Raw genomic sequence first — 18,620 nt, 5'->3', positions numbered from 1 at the left:
ATGCAACTCGATGATAAAGATACAGAAAACTGTGAACATTAATCAGTTTACTGAACCTTATTCATATTAACCGCCGACTTTTTCACGCTTTTGAATGAGACCAAACAAAAACTTCTTAGCAGATTTTTGAATAAAAAATGAAATTTTAGAATTTCAGGTAATATAAACGCCCCGCCATAATGCTTGCATAACGATATCAATGGACGATGAGCAAGCACATGGCAACGAACGATTCAGTCACTTCTTTTCCTAAACCAAAGCCCCGGTTAGTTTCTGACAACCCAGTCGCTGGTGTTACTCGTTTTGCAAAGCAATCGCTACAGCCTGGTGAAGTCGCCTTAGTAGGTGCAGGACCAGGCGATCCTGAACTTCTGACGGTGAAAGCACTGAACTGCTTGCAGCAAGCTGACGTGGTTTTGTACGACTACTTGGTGTCTGAAGAAATCATGGCATTGATTCCAAGCGATACGATTTTGGTGTGCGTTGGGAAGCGAGCTGGGCATCACAGTGTGCCGCAGGAGAAGACGAATCAGCTTTTGGTGGATTTTGCCAAGCAGGGCTACAAAGTAGTGCGCATTAAAGGTGGGGATCCGTTTGTATTTGGTCGTGGTGGTGAAGAGTTAGAAGTGCTTGCTGATGCCGGCGTTCGTTTTCAAGTTGTCCCTGGCATTACCGCAGCAGCTGGCGCAACCGCTTATGCTGGTATTCCACTGACTCATCGTGATTATGCGCAATCGGCCATCTTTGTGACTGGCCACTTGAAAGAAGAAAGTGATGAGATGGATTGGTCCACGTTGGCGCGTGGGAATCAGACTTTAGTGATCTACATGGGGCTGATGAAATCACACTATATTCAGAATCAACTCATTAAGCATGGCCGTTCAGCGTCGACTCCGATTGCCATTATTGAGCGTGGCACGCAGATTCAACAAAAAGTATTTACGGGAGAACTCTCCCAACTCTCTGATTTATCGAAGGAAGCACAATCGCCATCTTTGATTGTTGTCGGAGAGGTAGTGCGGCTGTCTCAAAAGTTAGACTGGTTTTTGTCTAGTACTGAATTCAACAAAAGTGCTATTGCCAACTCCATATAATTTCAGACCAAAGATTAGAGACGTAATGCGCCTTCAAGCTTAAAAAGGAAATACAAAACATGGACCAACAACGTTTAACTCACCTTAAACAACTCGAAGCGGAGAGTATCCACATCATCCGTGAAGTTGCGGCTGAGTTTGATAACCCAGTCATGATGTATTCGATTGGTAAAGACTCATCAGTGATGCTGCACCTTGCGCGTAAAGCTTTTTACCCAGGTAAGATTCCATTTCCATTGCTGCATGTTGACACCGATTGGAAGTTCCGCGAGATGATTGAATTTCGTGATCGCACCGCGGCCAAATACGGTTTTGAGCTTTTGGTACATAAGAATCCAGAAGGTCTAGCCATGGGCTGTAGTCCGTTTGTTCATGGTTCTTCTAAGCACACTGACATCATGAAGACTCAAGGCTTAAAACAAGCGCTGAACAAGTACGGTTTTGATGCGGCCTTTGGTGGTGCGCGCCGCGACGAAGAGAAATCACGGGCGAAAGAGCGCGTGTATTCATTCCGCGATAAGAACCATACATGGGATCCTAAAAACCAACGTCCTGAGCTATGGAAGACGTACAACGGCCAGGTCAATAAGGGTGAGAGCATTCGTGTATTCCCGCTGTCTAACTGGACTGAGCTTGATATCTGGCAATACATCTATTTAGAAAACATCGAGATCGTGCCGCTTTACCTCGCGGACAAACGCCCAGTTGTTGAACGCGATGGCATGCTGATCATGGTTGATGATGATCGTATGGAGCTTCAACCGGGTGAAGTGATTGAAGAGAAGAGTGTGCGCTTCCGTACCCTTGGTTGTTATCCATTGACTGGGGCCATCGAGTCTGAAGCAAACACTTTAACTGGCATTATCGAAGAGATGCTGGTGGCAACGTCGAGTGAGCGCCAAGGCCGAGCGATCGACCACGATCAGTCAGGATCGATGGAGCTTAAGAAACGTCAAGGTTACTTCTAAAGGATCTAAGGAAAGATAATGAACAGTGCAGTTGAAGCTCAATTAGCCGAGCTTGGTATCGAAGGCTATTTAACACAACACCAGTACAAGTCGTTACTTAGATTCTTGACTTGTGGCTCGGTGGATGACGGTAAAAGTACATTAATCGGTCGCTTACTCCATGACTCAAAACAAATTTATGAAGATCAGCTAGCGGCAGTGCACTCAGACAGCCAACGTGTGGGTACCACGGGTGAAAAGCCTGACCTTGCGTTGTTGGTCGATGGCTTACAAGCTGAGCGTGAGCAGGGGATCACGATTGATGTGGCTTACCGCTATTTCTCGACGCAGAAACGTAAATTCATCATTGCAGATACTCCTGGACACGAGCAGTACACACGTAACATGGCTACAGGTGCATCGACATGTGACTTAGCTGTGATTCTGGTTGATGCACGTAAGGGCATTCTCGATCAAACTCGTCGTCACTCTTTCATTTCCAACCTGTTGGGCTTGAAGCACTTTGTTGTGGCGATCAACAAGATGGACTTAGTGGATTACTCCCAAGAGCGCTTTGAAGAGATCCGCGATGAGTATCTGAAGTTCTCTGAGAATCTGACAGGGGATATTGATATTCAAATCATCCCGATCTCAGCGCTTGAAGGGGACAATGTGGTGGATAAAGGCCAAAACCTGACTTGGTTTAAAGGCCCATCATTGCTTGAGCTTCTTGAAACGGTCGATGTGGATCAAGAAAAAGGCGCGGGTGAATTCCGCTTCCCTGTGCAATACGTTAATCGTCCTAACCTCGATTTCCGTGGTTTTGCGGGGACCATTTCTTCTGGTTCGATCAAAGTCGGTGATGCCATTAAAGCATTGCCATCGGGTAAAACGTCAACTGTGGCACGTATTGTGACCTTTGATGGTGATATCGAAGAAGCTCGTGCCGGATTAGCTGTCACTCTGACGCTAAGCGATGAGATCGATATTAGCCGTGGCGATTTGATTGTTCTAGATAATGCTCAAGTGGAAACCACAAACCATTTGCTTGCCGATGTGGTGTGGATGACAGAGCAACCCCTGCAACCGGGTCGTGACTATGACATCAAAATCGCAGGTAAGAAAACCGTAGGTCATGTTGAAGCGATTCGTCATCAATATGACATTAATAATCTCTCGACTCATAGCTCGGCAGAGCTGCCATTGAATGGTATTGGTTTGTGTGAATGGTCTCTTAATGAGTCAGTCGCGCTGGACAATTATCAAGACTGTGCAGATACCGGTGGCTTTATCATTATCGATCGTCTGACGAACGTGACGGTTGGTGCCGGCATGGTTAAAGAGAGCCTCGCCGTAGTTGAGCGCGATTTGACGGACATCTCTGCGTTTGAAGTTGAGCTTAATGCGCTTGTCCGTAAACACTTCCCACACTGGGAAGCAAAAGACGTCAGCCAGTTTCTGAAAAAGTAACTGGCTCACCCAAGTACGATAATTTCAGACACTGTCTGCTGTTGTACTTGGGGCGTCGCTACCTAACTGAATTGCGAAATGTCGTTAGGTATTCTCCTAATACCAGAATGCTTCGGTGGAGCCCAAGAAAACCGAGCATTCTGATGTTCTTTTCGCTTGCGCTGATTTTTGTCTGTTTACTCGTTTGTCGGTGTCTCATGGATAAATGAGTCGTTGTTGTGCCCTTTGGGGCTATTTGGTAAGGAAAGGCTATGTGGGAACAAGGGTTTGTGTTAGCGATTTTGCTTGGCATTATCACTTGCTTGCTTGTCACGAAAATTAAGCCTAGTTACGTCTTTGCGGGTGCCGCTTTTATTGCATTCATGGCTGGGATGATGGATTCAGCCACTATCGCATCCAATTTTACCAACTCTTCATTGTTAACCCTGGTTCTATTGATTCTTGCATCCTGTGCTCTAGAAAAAACACTGCTGATCAGTTGGGTGAGCCGAAGTATCTCTGAGGGCCAGTTAGGCAGCGTGATTGCTAAGCTCGGTGTATCGACAGCCTTGCTCTCTTCATTTACGAATAATACCGCTGTGGTTGTCTCATTGATTGGGGCGATTAAGCGTAATCAGCAGCATGCACCTTCGAAATTACTTATTCCCTTGTCTTATGCCGCCATTTTTGGTGGCACGTTAACTTTGATTGGTACGTCGACTAACTTAATCATCAACAGCTTTGTCGAAGACGCAGGCTTACCGAGCCTGAGCTTTTTTACACCTACGATGATAGGTTTGGCTGTGCTGGTGGGAGGGATGCTGATTCTTATCCCGCTTAGCTACTTGCTACCGAATTATGATGATCAAAACCAAGAAGATTTACCTTACTTTCTTGAGTCTCGCGTTGAGCCAGGCTCACCGCTAGTTGGGCGTACGATCAGCGAGAATAATTTACGTGCGCTGCGCAAACTGTTTCTTGCAGAAGTGGTGCGCGATGGTGTTACTGTTTCTTCTGTGGGACCGGATTTTGTGCTCAATGCAAAAGACCGTCTGTTATTTTGTGGCGATGTTGAGAGCGTCGCTACCCTGCAAGAAATTCCGGGCCTCAAGTTGTTTGGTCAGCAGCACTTAAATGGGCAAAACTTTATCGAAGTTGTGGTGAGCTCGTCGGCGACATTTTGCTACAAAACCCTCAAAGAGAGCCGATTCCGCGACCGATTCGATGCCGTTGTTGTGGCGATTCGCCGAGGCCACGAACGCCTAGAAGGTGGCTTGGGTAGTATTACCTTAGCGCCAGGAGACACGTTAGTTCTGGTTCCAGGAAAGCGTTTTGAGTCTGAACGCCGAGCTCATCGTAAAGAGTTTGTTTTAGTGCATGACTTGGACTCTAGCGCTCGGCTTGATACGAATAAGTCTTCTATTGTATTACTGGGCTTTGCAGCCGTAATTGGATGCGCTCTATTAGAGTTAGTACCGATTATTAAAGGTCTAGCTGCGTACCTTATCGCGCTTATTGCGTTTGGTATTGTGCAGATTTCAGAACTGCGCCGCCGTTTTCCGATCGATATCGTCGTGATTGTCGGTTCCGCTTTGTCTATTGCTCAACTGATGATCTCTTCTGGATTGTCAGAAAGAATGGGAGTGATGTTTATTGAAGCGTTTAATGGCTGGGGAGTATTTGGTGCCTTGGTGGCGACTTATATCATGACATTGGTACTCACTGAATTGGTGACAAACAATGCCGCGGCTGCGCTTTCTTTTCCTATCGGCTATAGCATGGCGGTGGGTTATGGCGTGGATCCGATGCCATTCATCATGGCGGTTTTGTTCGGCGCGAGTGCGAGCTTTATCTCTCCCTACGGTTACCAAACTAACCTGCTGGTGTACAGCGTAGGAAATTACAAATTGACCGACTACGTGAGAATTGGAGTGCCAATTTCGATTGTGTACTCTGTATTAGTACTTACTTTGATCCCGGTCTTTTTCCCGTTTTAATTCCGATATTTACAAGGATATGTTATGACTGCCGAAACGACGGTAAAAGATGAAAACATTGTTTGGCACCAGCATTCGGTTGATAAACAGTTTCGTGCTGAATTAAAGAAGCAAAAACCTGCCGTATTGTGGTTCACTGGTTTATCTGGAGCGGGTAAATCAACCGTAGCGGGGGCGTTGGAAAATCGCCTTGCAGCATTGGGTTACCACACCTATTTATTGGATGGTGACAATGTACGGCATGGTTTGTGTAGCGATTTAGGTTTTTCTGAACAGGACCGTCGCGAGAACATTCGTCGCATTGGTGAACTGGCGAAGTTGATGGCAGATGCGGGTTTAATTGTTCTGTCGGCGTTTATTTCACCGCATCGTGCAGAGCGGAAGTTAGTGCGCGATTTATTGCCAGAAGGCGAGTTTATCGAAGTGTATGTCAATGCATCTCTAGAGGTTTGCGAAGGTCGAGATCCTAAGGGTTTATACCGTAAAGCCCGTGCGGGAGAGATTCCTAATTTCACTGGTATTGATTCGGAATATCAAGCGCCAGAGAACCCTGAAATCGATTTGCCCGCGGGAGAAAAGAGTGTCGATGAGCTGGTAGATTTGTGCTTAATCGATCTTAAACAACGCGGTGTGATCCGATAAAAAAGCATTTAGATCATAGGTGACCTAAAGCTCTTTGAGCTGCTTGAGAAGTATTTGGATCATAGGTGATCAAATGCTTCTCAAGCTGGCTAGACGGTATGATGAACCGTACTTTTAGCTTCACTATGGACACTAAATCTATGATTTAACAGTGCAAGCATTTGATCGTAGTATTCGGCATGTGGTTTGTTTCCGAGCAAGGTACAGAGCTCATTACCTGTGGGTGTGAAGCGGTAATATAAAAGGCGGACACCTTTGCTGTTTACGTTCAGTGACAAGTTTTTACCTTGGTAGGTGAGGGCCAACGGTGTCTCGATACTAATTTCGCCAGATTCAAGTTCGGCACTGTGCAGCAGCCCTAATTCAATTAAGAGCAACAAGCTTGAATACGGCAGTTGAAAACTTCCCATATTTAGGCTGTTGGCGACGTCTCGCTTGCCGAAGCTAAATATTCCTCCTTGCGCTTTGTAACCAATCAGCAGTTTTCTGCTGTGATCCCCTCCAAAACTGCACGCTAAAGAGGCGGCTCTTTGCAGAGTTTGTGCTTCCTTTGGTGACATGTCTTTGAGGGTTTTCAACGCTTTCATGGACGTTGAACCCGGATTGGTCACTTCACGCTTCATCACTTGAGCCCATAGCTTTTGCATCGCGCTGTTATGGATGTCTTGAGCCATCTCAAAAAATCGATGCAACCAATCTTGGTCTGGCTCTCCCGCTGTCTCATCTCGGCATGAACTGTGCGCTAATTTTAAAATCTGTTCTAAGTTTTTTTGTCGCTGTTCTTGGCGTCTTTGCTCTCGCAATTGGGCTCTTTCAAACGCAGATTTGGCTGGCGGTTCGGTTTGCAGTAAGGCGTCAAGACCGTGTATTTGGGCAATGGTTTTTACCTTACTAGCACTGTCTTTTATGTAGCCTTGTTTCTTTTCTTGTTGCGTATTTTTTTTTGTGTCTGACTGATGTTCGATGACAACAGGTTGCTTTGTCGGGTCTGCCATTCGTTTTCCTACCAAGAACTGCGCGGTTCGCACGTTTAAATTTACACCTTATCTGACCAAGCGACCAGACAGGAGTTCTCAGTTTTTGAACGAATAGGGCTATTCAAAATGATAATGAGTTGTTAAAATTGTTATCGTTATTTTGGAGGGGCTATGAAGTTCTCAGAAGCAGGTAAACTCAAAAAGCACCTGTCGATAGCGTTTCTTTTGGTTATTTATGTGGGCGTATTAGCGTATTTATCTCGTTATATCGTGTAGCACAAAGCTAAAAAAGGCGCCAGTGTGACGCCTTAGGTGTAGCGAGGCTTATCGACGACTTAAATTACATATCGTCGTAGGCTTCTATTTCTGAACCCTCAATAACGTAAGCCGTTTCTGCCAGTTCGTGGTTTATCGTCTCGGTTTTCAACGTTCCAACCACATATATAACATCCCACAACTCTTGAACAGGCGCGCCTTTCGGAAACTTCACGTAAATGATCTGGTTTGGAGGCGGTGGTGGCACGTGAATACAAGCTCCAAAATATGGCACCAATAAAAATTCGGTGACGGTATCGGCATCACCTTCAAGTGGGATAACAAACCCCGGAATTTTAACTTGGCTTCCGTTCAGTTCTGGTCGAACGTTACCAATCTTGGACTGCTGGGCTGCACCACCACTGTGATCAGATGCGGGCATGCCTATACTGTCGAACAATTTACGCTCTTTTTCTGGAACAAGGTCAATCCAGTCAAGCTTCAATGGTTCTTCGCTGGCCATAACAGGCGCTGTGAATGCGACGACCAGCAAGCAACTTGCGAGTATTTTTTTCCACATTTTATTAAATCCTTATTGTCATTCCGTCACTCAGTGACTGTCGGTAGGCGCGGAGTGCGGGAATGAAACCAATCACAATACCAGCGCATTGTACGAAACCTAATAGCATCCACTCATAAGTAGATAAGATGCTTAAGGTGAGATGTATTCCATAGTGCTGTTGGATGATCGGCTGCGCGATAGCAAGAATGGCATACAGCCCAGTAACGCCAGTAATAATACCAGCAGCAGTAAGCAAGCTGGCTTCACTAATTAAGAGTGAGAAAACATGACGAGGCCTTGCTCCCATGGCACGCAAAATCGCCATTTCACGGCGGCGTTCCTGTAGGCTAGTTAATAGACTGCTTAACATACCTAACAACCCTGCGATCACGACAAAACCAGATACTGCCATTAGGGCTTGCTCTGCAACCGACATCATTCCCCATAACTCATGCAACGCAACGCCGGGCATAATGGCGCTGAGCGGCTCTTTGGGGTAGGTGTTAATTTGTCTTTGCAGGGCGAAAGTTTGAATACGAGATTTCAAACCAACGAGCATAGCGGTAATTTGTTTGGGCTGAAAGTCTCTGTTTTTGAGATCTTGTGCCTTGGGTGTCGGGCCCAAACGCGCACCACTTTCCCATCCGACGTGAATGGCTTCGATGGCTTCCAATGATACATGGACAGTTTTGTCGACTGGTGTTCCTGTAGGTGCAAGGATACCGACAACTTTAAATGGCAGATTGTCATGACGGCTAAAGCCAACGTCGCTAATGCCGTGGGCAATGATGATTTCGCTACCGATATCATAACCAAGTTGTTTAGCGACATCAGAACCTAGCACGGTTTCAAATAAACCATGGAATTCTCTACCCTTGCTAAATGTTAGTGGTTGCTTACTTCCAAACTTGTAATGCTCAAAGTAACTGTGATTGGTTCCCATAACTCGGAAGCCTTTATGCGAGTCGCCAAGCGAGATTGGAATAGCCCAATCGACTGAACGATGATTGGCAAACTCTTGGTAGCTTTTCCAATCGATGTTGTTGGTCGCATTACCAATACGAAACACAGAATAGAGCAATAGGTTCACTTGCCCAGAGCGTCCACCAATAATGAGGTCAGTGCCTGAAATTGTATTAGCGAAGCTATCCTTGGCTTGAGTTCGGATACGCTCGACGCCCAAGAGGAGTACCACTGAAATCGCAACGGTCATGATGGTTAGAATTGCCGTCGCTTTGCGGTTCATCAAGCTTTTCCAGGCGAGCTTTACAACAGCACTCATGATATGGCTCCTAGGCTAGATACTTGATTAATGTCGGGTAGATTGAGCGTGCGATCGAATAAGGGTTCGAGTGTTGGGTCGTGGCTAACGAATACCAGTGTGGCATTGGCTTGATTCGCTTGCTCCATAAGGAGCTCAATAAATGCTTTGCGATTGTCATAGTCTAAAGCTGAGGTTGGTTCGTCAGCGATCACTAACTCTGGATGTCCTATCAGAGCTCGAGCCGCAGCCACACGTTGTTGTTGACCAATACTCAATTCAGAGACAGGGCGTGTATGAAGCTCGTTTGGCAGGTGCAGTCGTTCTAGTAGGGCCTGAGCCTGTTCATTTAACGTTTGAGATGAGGCACCTAAATGGGCACGGTCACGTCGTATTTTACTGAACTGACATGGCAATAATACGTTTTCAAGTACGTTAAGGTACGGCAATAAATTGAACTGTTGAAAGATGTAGCCAATATGATTGGCGCGAAAGCGGTCTCTCTGACTGGCACTTAAACTAGCAAGGTCAGTATCGAGTACAGATAGAGAGCCTGAAGTTAATGTGTTAATCCCCGTCAACAAAGCGAGCAAGGTCGATTTACCGCAGCCACTTGGACCTTTGATAAACACATGCTCGCCTTGTGTAATGTGTAATTTAGGGATGTGGATGGTTGCGTTGATTGAACCGGGCCAGAAAAATTGGGCATCCTCTAGCTCGACAACATTTGGTGTGGTTTCAGTCATATTAAATCACCAAAGCTTTGGCGTGTAAGTAGGTACTTACACGCCACTCGTGTTATTTGATTACGATTTGGGTGTTATCTTTGCTTAATTTAATTGCTGATTGCATGGTATCAGTGAATATATTGACGCTGATGGACTCTGTAGTTGGGAACTGGTTAAACCAATCGGTTTGGATTTGGCTAAGCTGATTAACTTGTTCGCAACTGAAGCGATATTGCACCGAAAATTCACCGTGACCGCCATGATCGTGCGCCTCATCATGATCGTCATGGTGGTCATGTTTATCATGATGTTCATTATGATCATAGTGTTCGTGCCCTTCATGATCGTGATGTGCATGGTCATCATGGTCGTGCTCACTATGATCATGTTCCTCATGAGTTTCGCTTAGGTTGTGGCTCACGTAAGCTTCTTCAACATTACAATCAGCTTGTGAGTTAATAGCGAACAATGCGTTGCTGTCTTCGAGTGTAGCGACGGCTTGTTTAAGCGCTTGCTCTTGTTGCGCGTTTTCTGGAGCATGTTCGAAACCCACAACATCAGCTCCAGGAGCTGTAATCTCTACTAACAGATCTTTGCCATCTTGGGCGATATTAAACTCGACGTGACCATGCACATGAGCACCATGCTGGCGGTATTCGTTTGCATTCGCTGCTGTCGATAAAGTGAGGCCAATAGCAAGGGCTAAAACGTGTTTTGATGACATTGTATTTTTCCTAATTTTACTGGCATTAACCAAAGGCGGTATTGCTCAGATTCGAGTTTCACTAAGTTATTGTTCCTGACACACTAGGTGCGGAAATGAACTCAATAATTTTGAGTGTGGAATAGTTTGGAAATTAAGCAAAATAAGGAGGGGCACGAGCAGCGCCAAGAACTTCTTCGCCGTACACGAGATGCAAAAAAACATGATGATGCTGGGCGCGCGTAAAAGTCGGTGTAGAGAGGGTAGGTTGTACCTTTGCTATACCGTGCTGAACACCAGAAAATAATTGGCAATGATGATGGGTATGATGGTCGGGCGTCAGATCGACTTGATGAAGTACAACCGCAAAGTTCCAAGCGATCAGCAACGCAACACTGAAAAATAAAGCAGTGCGATACCAATATCTTAGTGTTTTTTGCTGGTGGTGGTACATCTGAGCTCCTCTTACCGACTGTTATAATATAACACCCATAATGAATAAAAGTTCACTCTTTTGTTGGCTAGCAGAAAAATTTAACTCCACACATGCGTGCCGAAAAATATTGGTAATACTCTCTGTGGAAGTGTCGCACTTATAAAGAGCAGAGTTATCACTGCCCATGCTTCTAATCAAATTCATATAGCTCCTTACAACAAGAATAAGGAGCCATTCAATGAAGCTAGATGTTCTGTTTAATAAGCTCAATGACTTTTGTTATCTCATCTTGCTCAAGTGCGCCCTCTTTGACAAACAGAACTTTGCCCGTTTTGTCTTGAACAATAATGGCCGAGCTTTCTTCTTTCAGGTCCCAAGTATTAGCAACTACGCCATTTTCATCAAGAACCATGGATGACCAAGGAAACTCTTTTTTGCTGTCTTGAGCTGAAGACTTCACGAAAGAGCCTGTCCCCCAAATTGCATCATCTTGGTTGATGATAGTCGTCGTCTGGTAGCTTTCTTGTGGAAAATTTGCCGCTGTTATTGCCGACATTAAAGGGGCATTCATCTCTTTTGAACTGCTACGGCCTGCGATGGCTTGAATAACACGAACTTTGCCTTGCATATGTTGAGTTGCCCAGGGTTGGTATGCAACGCCTTCGCCTTGTAAAACAATCTCGCCGTAAGCGGCAACATTGACAGGAGGAACGCTTTTACCCACTGACAAGTTGTGTGCAAAGGTCAAGCTTGGCGTTAAGGCCAGTAGTAGAGGTAGGAGAGTCTTAGTTTTCATATTGTTATATTCCGTACGAGGTTTGGAAGCTTCCAGTATATATCCAGATCTTAGAAATTTGTAGGACCGTTGATAACATTTATTTAACGTATGGAGTGGTGTAATCTTGCGTTATATTTAGAATTTGCTAAAATGATTTCCGTCGCAAATTGCGCATTAAGATTGCAGAGGAAAAATAAGCAATCCGTGTTTTCTCAAAGGAATTGAGGTGAGTTATGCTACGTGAGTTTGCTGTATATCGACCATTACAAGTGGCCCGTTTTGTTAAAACGTTGTTCAAAGGTCAGTTTTTTATTGTTGGGGTTGGCTGTTTTCAGTTCGACAATGGCAAAGTGTTACTACCTGACGTCAACGATCATAAAAGGCTCACCATCTTTAAAGAAGTCAACCAAGTGATAGCATCATTATCGGCTTAGTTAGCTTGGTACCCACTTAGATTTAGAAAAGAGCGACCATATCGGTCGCTCTTTTTGTTGCTGGTTAGGTTTATCCTTGGAGGCTTGGTGGGAAGCAAACTCCCGTTCCTCCGATGCCACAGTAACCATCAGGGTTTTTCGCCAAATATTGCTGGTGGTAGGTTTCCGCAAAGTAATACGGACCTGCTGGTTGTATTTCGGTGGTGATGTTCGCGCGCTGCTCTTCTTGCAGTGCTTGCTGATACAAGAGTTTCGATTTCTCTGCGCTCTCGAGTTGCTCCGTCGAATAAGTGTAAATTGCAGAACGATATTGAGTACCTAAGTCGTTACCTTGACGCATTCCCTGAGTTGGGTCGTGTTTTTCCCAAAAAACAGCCAGTAGCTTTTCTAATGAGATGACGCGTTCATCGAAAACGACTCGTACGACTTCTGTATGACCCGTTTTACCCGTACAGACTTCTTCATACGTGGGATTGGGTGTGTAACCCCCAGCGTAACCGACTGAAGTAGATACAACGCCGTCGAGTTGCCAAAATACGCGCTCAGCGCCCCAAAAACAGCCCATTCCGAGCAAAATCTGCTGTTGGTGTGACGCAAGAGGCGCCTTTAGGTTAGATTTATTTACAAAATGATGATCGTCAATCTGCATTGGTTGATCTCTACCTGGCAAGGCATCTTCTATACTGATCAATGTTTGTTTGTTGAGCATGGTATTTGTCCTTCAATACGTGTCTTAAATTTGCGAACTTTTTCATTTCGTCTGTATCTGATGCTGTGATGACATAGACCGCGTTAAACCTATTAATATTACAGACTTAGAATCTAATTGGCGTTATCATTATTTACGTTTACTTAACCTCATTCAGCCATAAAAGCATGATAAAAAAAGCTCTCCCCACCATTGTTGGCCTGTTTGCCTTTTCTCATGGTGCCTATGCCGATGTTTCTTTGACTTTGAAAGGCATTGATGGCGCTTTAGAAGAGAATGTCAGTGCGTATCTATCATCTATTCCAGAGAAGGATTACTCCACTTCTCTGCGTTTTCAAGCGAGATTAGATCAAAGTATCACTGAAGCGCTTAACGCGCTTGGGTATTATCATGCAAAAATTTCATACTCTATTCCTGAAGCGAATGATGAGTTAATTGTGCTCATCAAGCCGGGCTTGCCAGTGAAAGTGAAAGTCATGGATGTGGTCATCACTGGAGAGGCCAAGGACGATGAAGAGTTTGCAAAACTTATTGAGCGCTCTCCGCTCAAAGTTGGTCAAGTTTTGAATCAAGGCCAATACGACAGCCTTAAGTCAGGCATTCGTAACTTGGCGCTTCAGCGTGGTTACTTCAATGGTGAGTTTACGCTAAGTCGATTAGAGGTTATCCCTGATCTGAACGAAGCTAATGTCCGTTTGCACTACAGCAGTGGAATACGTTTCAATTTTGGCGACGTTTCTTTTATTGGCAACCACATCTGGGAAGACCGTGTCGCATCACTACAACCTTTTAAAGAAGGGGACCCATACAACGTTTCGAAGCTGGGCGAGTTTAACCAGAAGCTATCAAATACGGAGTGGTTTTCCTCAGTTTTTGTTGAGCCTGAATTGGATAGGCTTGATGATGGCCGAGACTTGCCAATTAAAGTGTCTTTATCTCCTGCTTCGAAGAATCAGATCGAGACGGGTATTGGTTACTCAACGGATGTCGGCGTTCGAGGAACGTTGAAGTGGAAGAAACCTTGGGTGAGCTCCCGAGGACACAGTTTCAACACTGCTTTATCCCTATCTAAGCCAGAGCAAACCGTGACTGCTTCTTACAAAATTCCTTTAGAAGATGTCGCTAACGATTATTATCAAGTTCAATATGGGCTTAAAAACCTAGACAACCGTGACACGCAGAGTATCGAGTCTAACCTTGCAGTGGAACGTCATTGGTTAGCAGACGGTGGTTGGCATAATACCGTTTATGTTCGTCATTTGTACGAGAGCTTTACGCAAGGTTTACAAGATGATGAATTCAACTTCGTACTTCCAGGTGCGACATTTTCTCGGACTAGGGTTCGAGGGGGCAATATGCCAATGTGGGGAGACAAGCAAAGCATCACTGTTGAGTATGGTGATACCGCTATGCTTTCTGAAACTAGAGTGCTCCGCTTAATTGGCTCGACTTCTTGGATTCGTGGTATTGGAGAGAATCATCGTGGTTTGTTCCGCTTAGAAGGTGGTGCGAATATTACCGATGAACTTGAAAAGCTATCACCGTCGCTGCGTTTCTTCGCAGGTGGTGACAATAATATTCGTGGTTACGGCTATGAATCTATTTCACCTGTGGATGAGAGTGGTGCTTTGACGGGTGGTAAATACATTGTTAGCAGTACATTAGAATACCAATATCGTGTTTATGGAAACTGGTGGGCTGCAACGTTTTACGATATTGGTGATGCGTTTAATGAAACACCAGATTGGAAATCAGGTGCTGGTGTTGGTATCCGCTGGGCGTCTCCGGTGGGCCCTGTTAGTTTTGATTTTGCATGGGGGTTGGATGCAAAACCAGAACGAGAGTTTCGTATCCACTTCTCATTGGGGCCTGAGCTATGATCAAAATGATGTTTAAGTGGACCAAATGGCTGTCGCTCAGTTTGATTGGTCTATTGCTGTTGCTCATCATTATTGTCGCGACAGTTTTATTTACCCACCCAGGCCTCAAATTTGCCTTGTGGGGAGCCGAAAAAGCACTACCACAATTGCAGATTGAAAAAGTGCAGGGTTCATTGTTTCCTCGCTTCGAACTGCATAACGTCAGTTTTGTCGATGAGTCTTTGAATATCGATGCCAAAGTCGAGCGTTTAGCTTTGGCAGTGAACTTCCGCTGTTTCTTTGACCCTAAGGTTTGTGTCGATGAGTTAAGACTGCAGGGGCTTGACTTTAAGATGCCTGAGCTACCGCCAGCAAGCGAGGAGCAAGAGGAAACACCACCACTGCGTTCTATCAGTACGCCAGTGCCAATTTTTGTTAATAAAGTCAGCTTTAATGATATCAATGTCAATGTGCTGGGCAATCAAATTGATTGGCAAACATTCTCGACCGCTTTGTCGATGCAAGGCGATCGTTTGGTGATCGCACCTACCGCGTTGAAAGACATTAATGTGGCTTTAGCACCAAGTGAAGCTGAACCTGAAGCGGTTGTTGAAGAGCCGAAAGAAGCCGATGCTACGCCGCAAGATATTGTGTTACCCGAAGTATGGATTCCGCTGACGGTGGAAGCGCGTCGTCTTGATATTCACAATTTCAAACTGGCAGGTGAAACGCCAGTGATCGTCAATCATCTTGGTTTGGTTGCAAGAGCAGGCGGTGAGCGTGTTGATGTCAAAACATTAGAGCTCGACATGCCAGAAGTGGAAGGCAAGTTGAGCACACAAGTGACGCTTTCTTCTGATTACCCTATCAAAGCGCAACTGGACGCGTTAGTGAAGCAAGCGGATGCGAAGGGACAAAAACTGTCGCTTTTGGTCTCGGGTTCGGTTGGTGATTTGTCACTAAATGCTACGCTTTCTGAGCTTGTACAAGCGGAGATCAAAGGTGATATTCAACTGCTTAAAACGCAGTTACCGTTTGATGTCGCGATTAAAAATGTACAGGCGCAATGGCCGCTATTTGGACAAAGCGATTACCAGGTTTCTGTACCAAGCTTGGCGGCAAAAGGCTCACTTGATGGCTACGAAGTCGCATTAGAAACCAAAGCGTCAGGCAAAGATATTCCCGCCGTTGATGTCGCACTAAACGGCAAAGGTACGTTAGAGCAAATTGACCTCGAAAGCCTTGTAGTGAAAACCCTGGGAGGCGAACTCTCTGGGAAAGTCATGGCCAATTGGGCTGCGCCAATCAACTGGCAAGCTGACTTAAACCTGAAAAACATTCAACCAGGTTTACAATGGAAAGAAGCTGAAGGGGATATCAGCGGTAACCTTTCGACTTCGGGGTCGTTAACAGAACAAGGCGGTTGGCAAGTCAGTTTGCCTAAGTTAGACATTGACGGCATTTTGCGAGGGTATCCGCTGAATGTTGAAGGGCAACTTGAAGCGTCTGATAAAAACGGCAAAGGCGAAGACATCCAACTTACCACTCAGGGTTTAGCGCTTTCTCATGGTCCAAACCAACTCAGTGCAAAGGGTAAGATCGATAAGCAAATTCTGATGGATGTTGAGGTTAACTTCCCTGATTTTGCGAAAAGTGTTCCGGATCTTGCAGGTAAAATGCAAGGTAAAGTCGCACTACGTGGTAGCTTGAAAGAACCAGACATCAATCTTGATCTCGCTTTAAATCAGATAAACTGGCAGCAACAGGCGAACGTAGAAACGATCACCTTAAAGGGTGATGTGAAGCCTCTGCCAGCACCAAAAGCGAACATAAGCCTAATTGCGAACAACATTACCTATGACGACATAAAAGTTGATAGTGCTGACCTTGAAGTCTCTGGGGATGAAAAACTGCATCAACTGACGCTCGATGTAGTGTCTGACCTGGTGTCGACCAGTTTAGAAATTGAAGGGACATTCCAGCAGAAACCAGAAATGATTTGGAATGGGGCGCTGCGCCGCTTGACGCTGAGCTCGCAACAAGGCCCGTGGGCGTTGCAAAAATCGACCGCGGTGAAGGTCAATATCGACAAACAGATCGCGAACGTTCAAGCGCATTGTTGGTTGCAAGCGGAGTCGAGCGTATGTCTAACCGAAGACATTAGTGTCGGTAAGAGTGGCCAGGCGAAGTTAGCTATCAATGATTTTGATTTTGACCAAATCAAACAATTCCTGCCGCCAGAAACCAAGCTGCAAGGCTCGGTTAATGCACAGGCTTTTGCTAAATGGGCACCAGAGAAAAAGCCTGAAGTAACCTTAAGTGTCAATATGCCAAAAGGCCAAGTTGAACAAGCGCTTGAACAGCCAATTAAAGTCGGTTGGGAAAGCTTCAACTTTAAAGCAGCATTAGCGAAAGACAAGCTTGATGCCGAGTGGCTATTTGATGTGAAAGATAACGGTGACTTGTCTGGTAAGGTTTCTTTACTGAATGTCTCGTCTGAAAAGCCCACTATTGATGGTAAGGTTTCACTCTCTACGTTCCACTTGGATTTCTTGGCACCGTTGATTGGTGAGTACAGCTTGTTTAAAGCAAACATGAATACTGACCTAGCGATATCAGGTGACGTCATGCATCCGAAGGTGAACGGCCAGTTCTTGATTGACCAAATGAAGCTACAGGGTGAAGTCACACCGATAGATATAAACTCAGGGCAGGTCGTCATCAACTTTAAAGGCCATCAAGCGGACTTGGATGCCGGAATTTTAACCCCGGATGGTGAGTTGAACGTTACCGGTGATGCCGACTGGCAGGACTTACAGAACTGGCGCACTAAAGCGCGTGTATTTGCTAAAGAGCTCAATGTTGATTTGCCTCCAATGGTAAAAATCAAAGTGGAGCCTGACATGACAATAGATGTGACCCCTCAGCTTGCGAAAATTGAGGGTGATATTAATTTGCCATGGGGCAGAATTGTCGTCGAAGAGCTTCCACCAAGTGCGGTAGGCGTATCGAGTGATACCGTTATTCTCGATAAAAACTTGCAGCCAGTGGACGATGTGGCTGCGATGCCGTTTGATGTGGAAACGAACATCAACATTAAAATTGGTGATGACTTCCAACTTGCCGCTTTTGGTTTAAAAGGTGGGTTGAAAGGGAACCTAAACGTGACACAAAAAGACAAAGGTCCTTTCATCGTTGGTGAAGTGAATGTTGTCGACGGTTCTTATCGTTCGTTTGGTCAGGACTTATTGATTAAAGAAGGTAAGATTCTGATGAATGGTCCACCAGATCAACCTTACTTGTCTATCAAAGCGATTCGTAATCCAGACAATACCCAAGATGATGTCATTGCGGGGGTACAAGTGTCAGGCCCAGCATCTGATCCGAGTATAGAAATTTTCTCAGAGCCCGCGATGAACCAAGCCAATGCACTTTCTTATCTACTTCGTGGTCAAGATATTGATGGTGAAGCCGGTGGTAATGCAATGACAACTACCTTAATTGGTTTAAGCTTGGCGAAGAGTGGTCGTGTGGTTGGTGAAATCGGTGAAGCCTTTGGCGTACAGGATTTACAGCTGGACACTGCTGGGTCGGGCGATGACTCGCAAGTGACGGTGAGTGGTTATATTCTGCCAGGTTTGCAGGTGAAATATGGTGTCGGCATCTTTAACTCCCTAGGTGAGTTCACTGTGCGTTACCGATTGATGCAAGACTTGTATTTAGAAGCGGTATCTGGTGTAGATAGCGCCGTTGACCTACTCTATCAGTTTGAGTTCGATTAAAGTGCTT

At 45.4% G+C, this 18,620-nt stretch carries 16 protein-coding genes; 8 read left to right on the top strand and 8 right to left on the bottom strand.

Annotated elements, in window-relative coordinates; all coding sequences use genetic code 11:
- The first annotated feature begins 218 nt into the window (after positions 1-218).
- The 5 genes from cobA (at position 219) to cysC (ending at position 6,129) form a co-directional block, all read left to right on the top strand.
- Complete coding sequence (cobA, locus tag R7E00_RS11535; protein ID WP_031780800.1) at positions 219-1,094, top strand: uroporphyrinogen-III C-methyltransferase; 876 nt, start codon at positions 219-221, stop codon at positions 1,092-1,094.
- Positions 1,095-1,153: 59 nt separating this feature from the next.
- Positions 1,154-2,062, top strand: coding sequence for a sulfate adenylyltransferase subunit CysD (gene cysD / locus R7E00_RS11530; protein ID WP_005379592.1), 909 nt, complete (start codon positions 1,154-1,156; stop codon positions 2,060-2,062).
- Between the two features lie 18 nt (positions 2,063-2,080).
- Positions 2,081-3,511, top strand: a complete 1,431-nt coding sequence (cysN, locus tag R7E00_RS11525) for a sulfate adenylyltransferase subunit CysN (RefSeq protein ID WP_017633444.1) — start codon at positions 2,081-2,083, stop codon at positions 3,509-3,511.
- Between the two features lie 251 nt (positions 3,512-3,762).
- Positions 3,763-5,487, top strand: coding sequence for an SLC13 family permease (locus R7E00_RS11520; protein WP_005379596.1), 1,725 nt, complete (start codon positions 3,763-3,765; stop codon positions 5,485-5,487).
- A gap of 24 nt (positions 5,488-5,511) precedes the next feature.
- Positions 5,512-6,129, top strand: coding sequence for an adenylyl-sulfate kinase (gene cysC, locus R7E00_RS11515; protein ID WP_005379598.1), 618 nt, complete (start codon positions 5,512-5,514; stop codon positions 6,127-6,129).
- A gap of 89 nt (positions 6,130-6,218) precedes the next feature.
- Here the strand turns inward: cysC and R7E00_RS11510 are convergent, their stop codons facing one another.
- From R7E00_RS11510 to R7E00_RS11480, 7 genes are all read right to left on the bottom strand, one after another.
- A complete protein-coding gene (locus tag R7E00_RS11510) occupies positions 6,219-7,124 on the bottom strand; it encodes a TIGR03899 family protein (RefSeq protein ID WP_064353580.1) in 906 nt (301 codons plus the stop codon).
- A 322-nt stretch (positions 7,125-7,446) separates the two neighbouring features.
- Positions 7,447-7,941, bottom strand: coding sequence for a DUF3299 domain-containing protein (locus R7E00_RS11505; RefSeq protein ID WP_005379600.1), 495 nt, complete (start codon positions 7,939-7,941; stop codon positions 7,447-7,449).
- Positions 7,942-7,945: 4 nt separating this feature from the next.
- Positions 7,946-9,205: an ABC transporter permease gene (locus tag R7E00_RS11500; protein WP_017820287.1), complete on the bottom strand. Its 1,260-nt coding sequence runs from the start codon at positions 9,203-9,205 to the stop codon at positions 7,946-7,948.
- Positions 9,202-9,930, bottom strand: coding sequence for an ABC transporter ATP-binding protein (locus R7E00_RS11495; RefSeq protein ID WP_017820286.1), 729 nt, complete (start codon positions 9,928-9,930; stop codon positions 9,202-9,204). Before R7E00_RS11495 ends, R7E00_RS11500 begins: the two co-directional genes overlap by 4 nt.
- A gap of 52 nt (positions 9,931-9,982) precedes the next feature.
- Positions 9,983-10,636, bottom strand: a complete 654-nt coding sequence (zrgA, locus tag R7E00_RS11490) for a zinc uptake protein ZrgA (protein ID WP_151514464.1) — start codon at positions 10,634-10,636, stop codon at positions 9,983-9,985.
- 133 nt (positions 10,637-10,769) lie between these two features.
- Complete coding sequence (locus R7E00_RS11485; RefSeq protein WP_005379608.1) at positions 10,770-11,069, bottom strand: DUF2607 family protein; 300 nt, start codon at positions 11,067-11,069, stop codon at positions 10,770-10,772.
- 226 nt (positions 11,070-11,295) lie between these two features.
- Complete coding sequence (locus tag R7E00_RS11480) at positions 11,296-11,847, bottom strand: YtfJ family protein (RefSeq protein WP_005383122.1); 552 nt, start codon at positions 11,845-11,847, stop codon at positions 11,296-11,298.
- A gap of 215 nt (positions 11,848-12,062) precedes the next feature.
- Here R7E00_RS11480 and R7E00_RS11475 point away from each other — a divergent pair, with 215 nt between their 5' ends.
- Positions 12,063-12,263 carry a DUF1107 domain-containing protein gene (locus R7E00_RS11475; protein ID WP_005379612.1) on the top strand — a complete coding sequence of 67 codons (201 nt, stop codon included), beginning with the start codon at positions 12,063-12,065 and terminating at the stop codon, positions 12,261-12,263.
- A gap of 70 nt (positions 12,264-12,333) precedes the next feature.
- On the opposite strand, the gene msrA is transcribed toward R7E00_RS11475, so the two are convergent.
- Positions 12,334-12,972, bottom strand: coding sequence for a peptide-methionine (S)-S-oxide reductase MsrA (gene msrA / locus R7E00_RS11470; protein WP_005379620.1), 639 nt, complete (start codon positions 12,970-12,972; stop codon positions 12,334-12,336).
- A 167-nt stretch (positions 12,973-13,139) separates the two neighbouring features.
- Between msrA and R7E00_RS11465 the strand changes: the two genes are divergently transcribed.
- Positions 13,140-14,852, top strand: a complete 1,713-nt coding sequence (locus tag R7E00_RS11465) for an autotransporter assembly complex protein TamA (RefSeq protein ID WP_064353584.1) — start codon at positions 13,140-13,142, stop codon at positions 14,850-14,852.
- Complete coding sequence (locus R7E00_RS11460; RefSeq protein WP_064353585.1) at positions 14,849-18,613, top strand: translocation/assembly module TamB domain-containing protein; 3,765 nt, start codon at positions 14,849-14,851, stop codon at positions 18,611-18,613. The genes R7E00_RS11465 and R7E00_RS11460 overlap by 4 nt, the downstream gene beginning before the upstream one ends.
- Positions 18,614-18,620: the final 7 nt, after the last annotated feature.

The organism is Vibrio sp. Vb1755 (assembly GCF_033338635.1).
Taxonomy (GTDB): domain Bacteria; phylum Pseudomonadota; class Gammaproteobacteria; order Enterobacterales; family Vibrionaceae; genus Vibrio; species Vibrio alginolyticus.
This window is presented reverse-complemented; position numbering and strand designations above follow the sequence as displayed.

Coding starts and splice junctions, on each gene's coding strand:
- R7E00_RS11485 (WP_005379608.1), bottom strand. CDS start 11,069: ATGTACCACCACCAGCAAAAAACACTAAGATATTGGTATCGCACTGCT.
- msrA (WP_005379620.1), bottom strand. CDS start 12,972: ATGCTCAACAAACAAACATTGATCAGTATAGAAGATGCCTTGCCAGGT.
- R7E00_RS11465 (WP_064353584.1), top strand. CDS start 13,140: ATGATAAAAAAAGCTCTCCCCACCATTGTTGGCCTGTTTGCCTTTTCT.
- R7E00_RS11480 (WP_005383122.1), bottom strand. CDS start 11,847: ATGAAAACTAAGACTCTCCTACCTCTACTACTGGCCTTAACGCCAAGC.
- R7E00_RS11510 (WP_064353580.1), bottom strand. CDS start 7,124: ATGGCAGACCCGACAAAGCAACCTGTTGTCATCGAACATCAGTCAGAC.
- zrgA (WP_151514464.1), bottom strand. CDS start 10,636: ATGTCATCAAAACACGTTTTAGCCCTTGCTATTGGCCTCACTTTATCG.
- R7E00_RS11500 (WP_017820287.1), bottom strand. CDS start 9,205: ATGAGTGCTGTTGTAAAGCTCGCCTGGAAAAGCTTGATGAACCGCAAA.
- R7E00_RS11475 (WP_005379612.1), top strand. CDS start 12,063: ATGCTACGTGAGTTTGCTGTATATCGACCATTACAAGTGGCCCGTTTT.
- cysC (WP_005379598.1), top strand. CDS start 5,512: ATGACTGCCGAAACGACGGTAAAAGATGAAAACATTGTTTGGCACCAG.
- R7E00_RS11495 (WP_017820286.1), bottom strand. CDS start 9,930: ATGACTGAAACCACACCAAATGTTGTCGAGCTAGAGGATGCCCAATTT.
- R7E00_RS11520 (WP_005379596.1), top strand. CDS start 3,763: ATGTGGGAACAAGGGTTTGTGTTAGCGATTTTGCTTGGCATTATCACT.
- cysN (WP_017633444.1), top strand. CDS start 2,081: ATGAACAGTGCAGTTGAAGCTCAATTAGCCGAGCTTGGTATCGAAGGC.
- cobA (WP_031780800.1), top strand. CDS start 219: ATGGCAACGAACGATTCAGTCACTTCTTTTCCTAAACCAAAGCCCCGG.
- R7E00_RS11460 (WP_064353585.1), top strand. CDS start 14,849: ATGATCAAAATGATGTTTAAGTGGACCAAATGGCTGTCGCTCAGTTTG.
- cysD (WP_005379592.1), top strand. CDS start 1,154: ATGGACCAACAACGTTTAACTCACCTTAAACAACTCGAAGCGGAGAGT.
- R7E00_RS11505 (WP_005379600.1), bottom strand. CDS start 7,941: ATGTGGAAAAAAATACTCGCAAGTTGCTTGCTGGTCGTCGCATTCACA.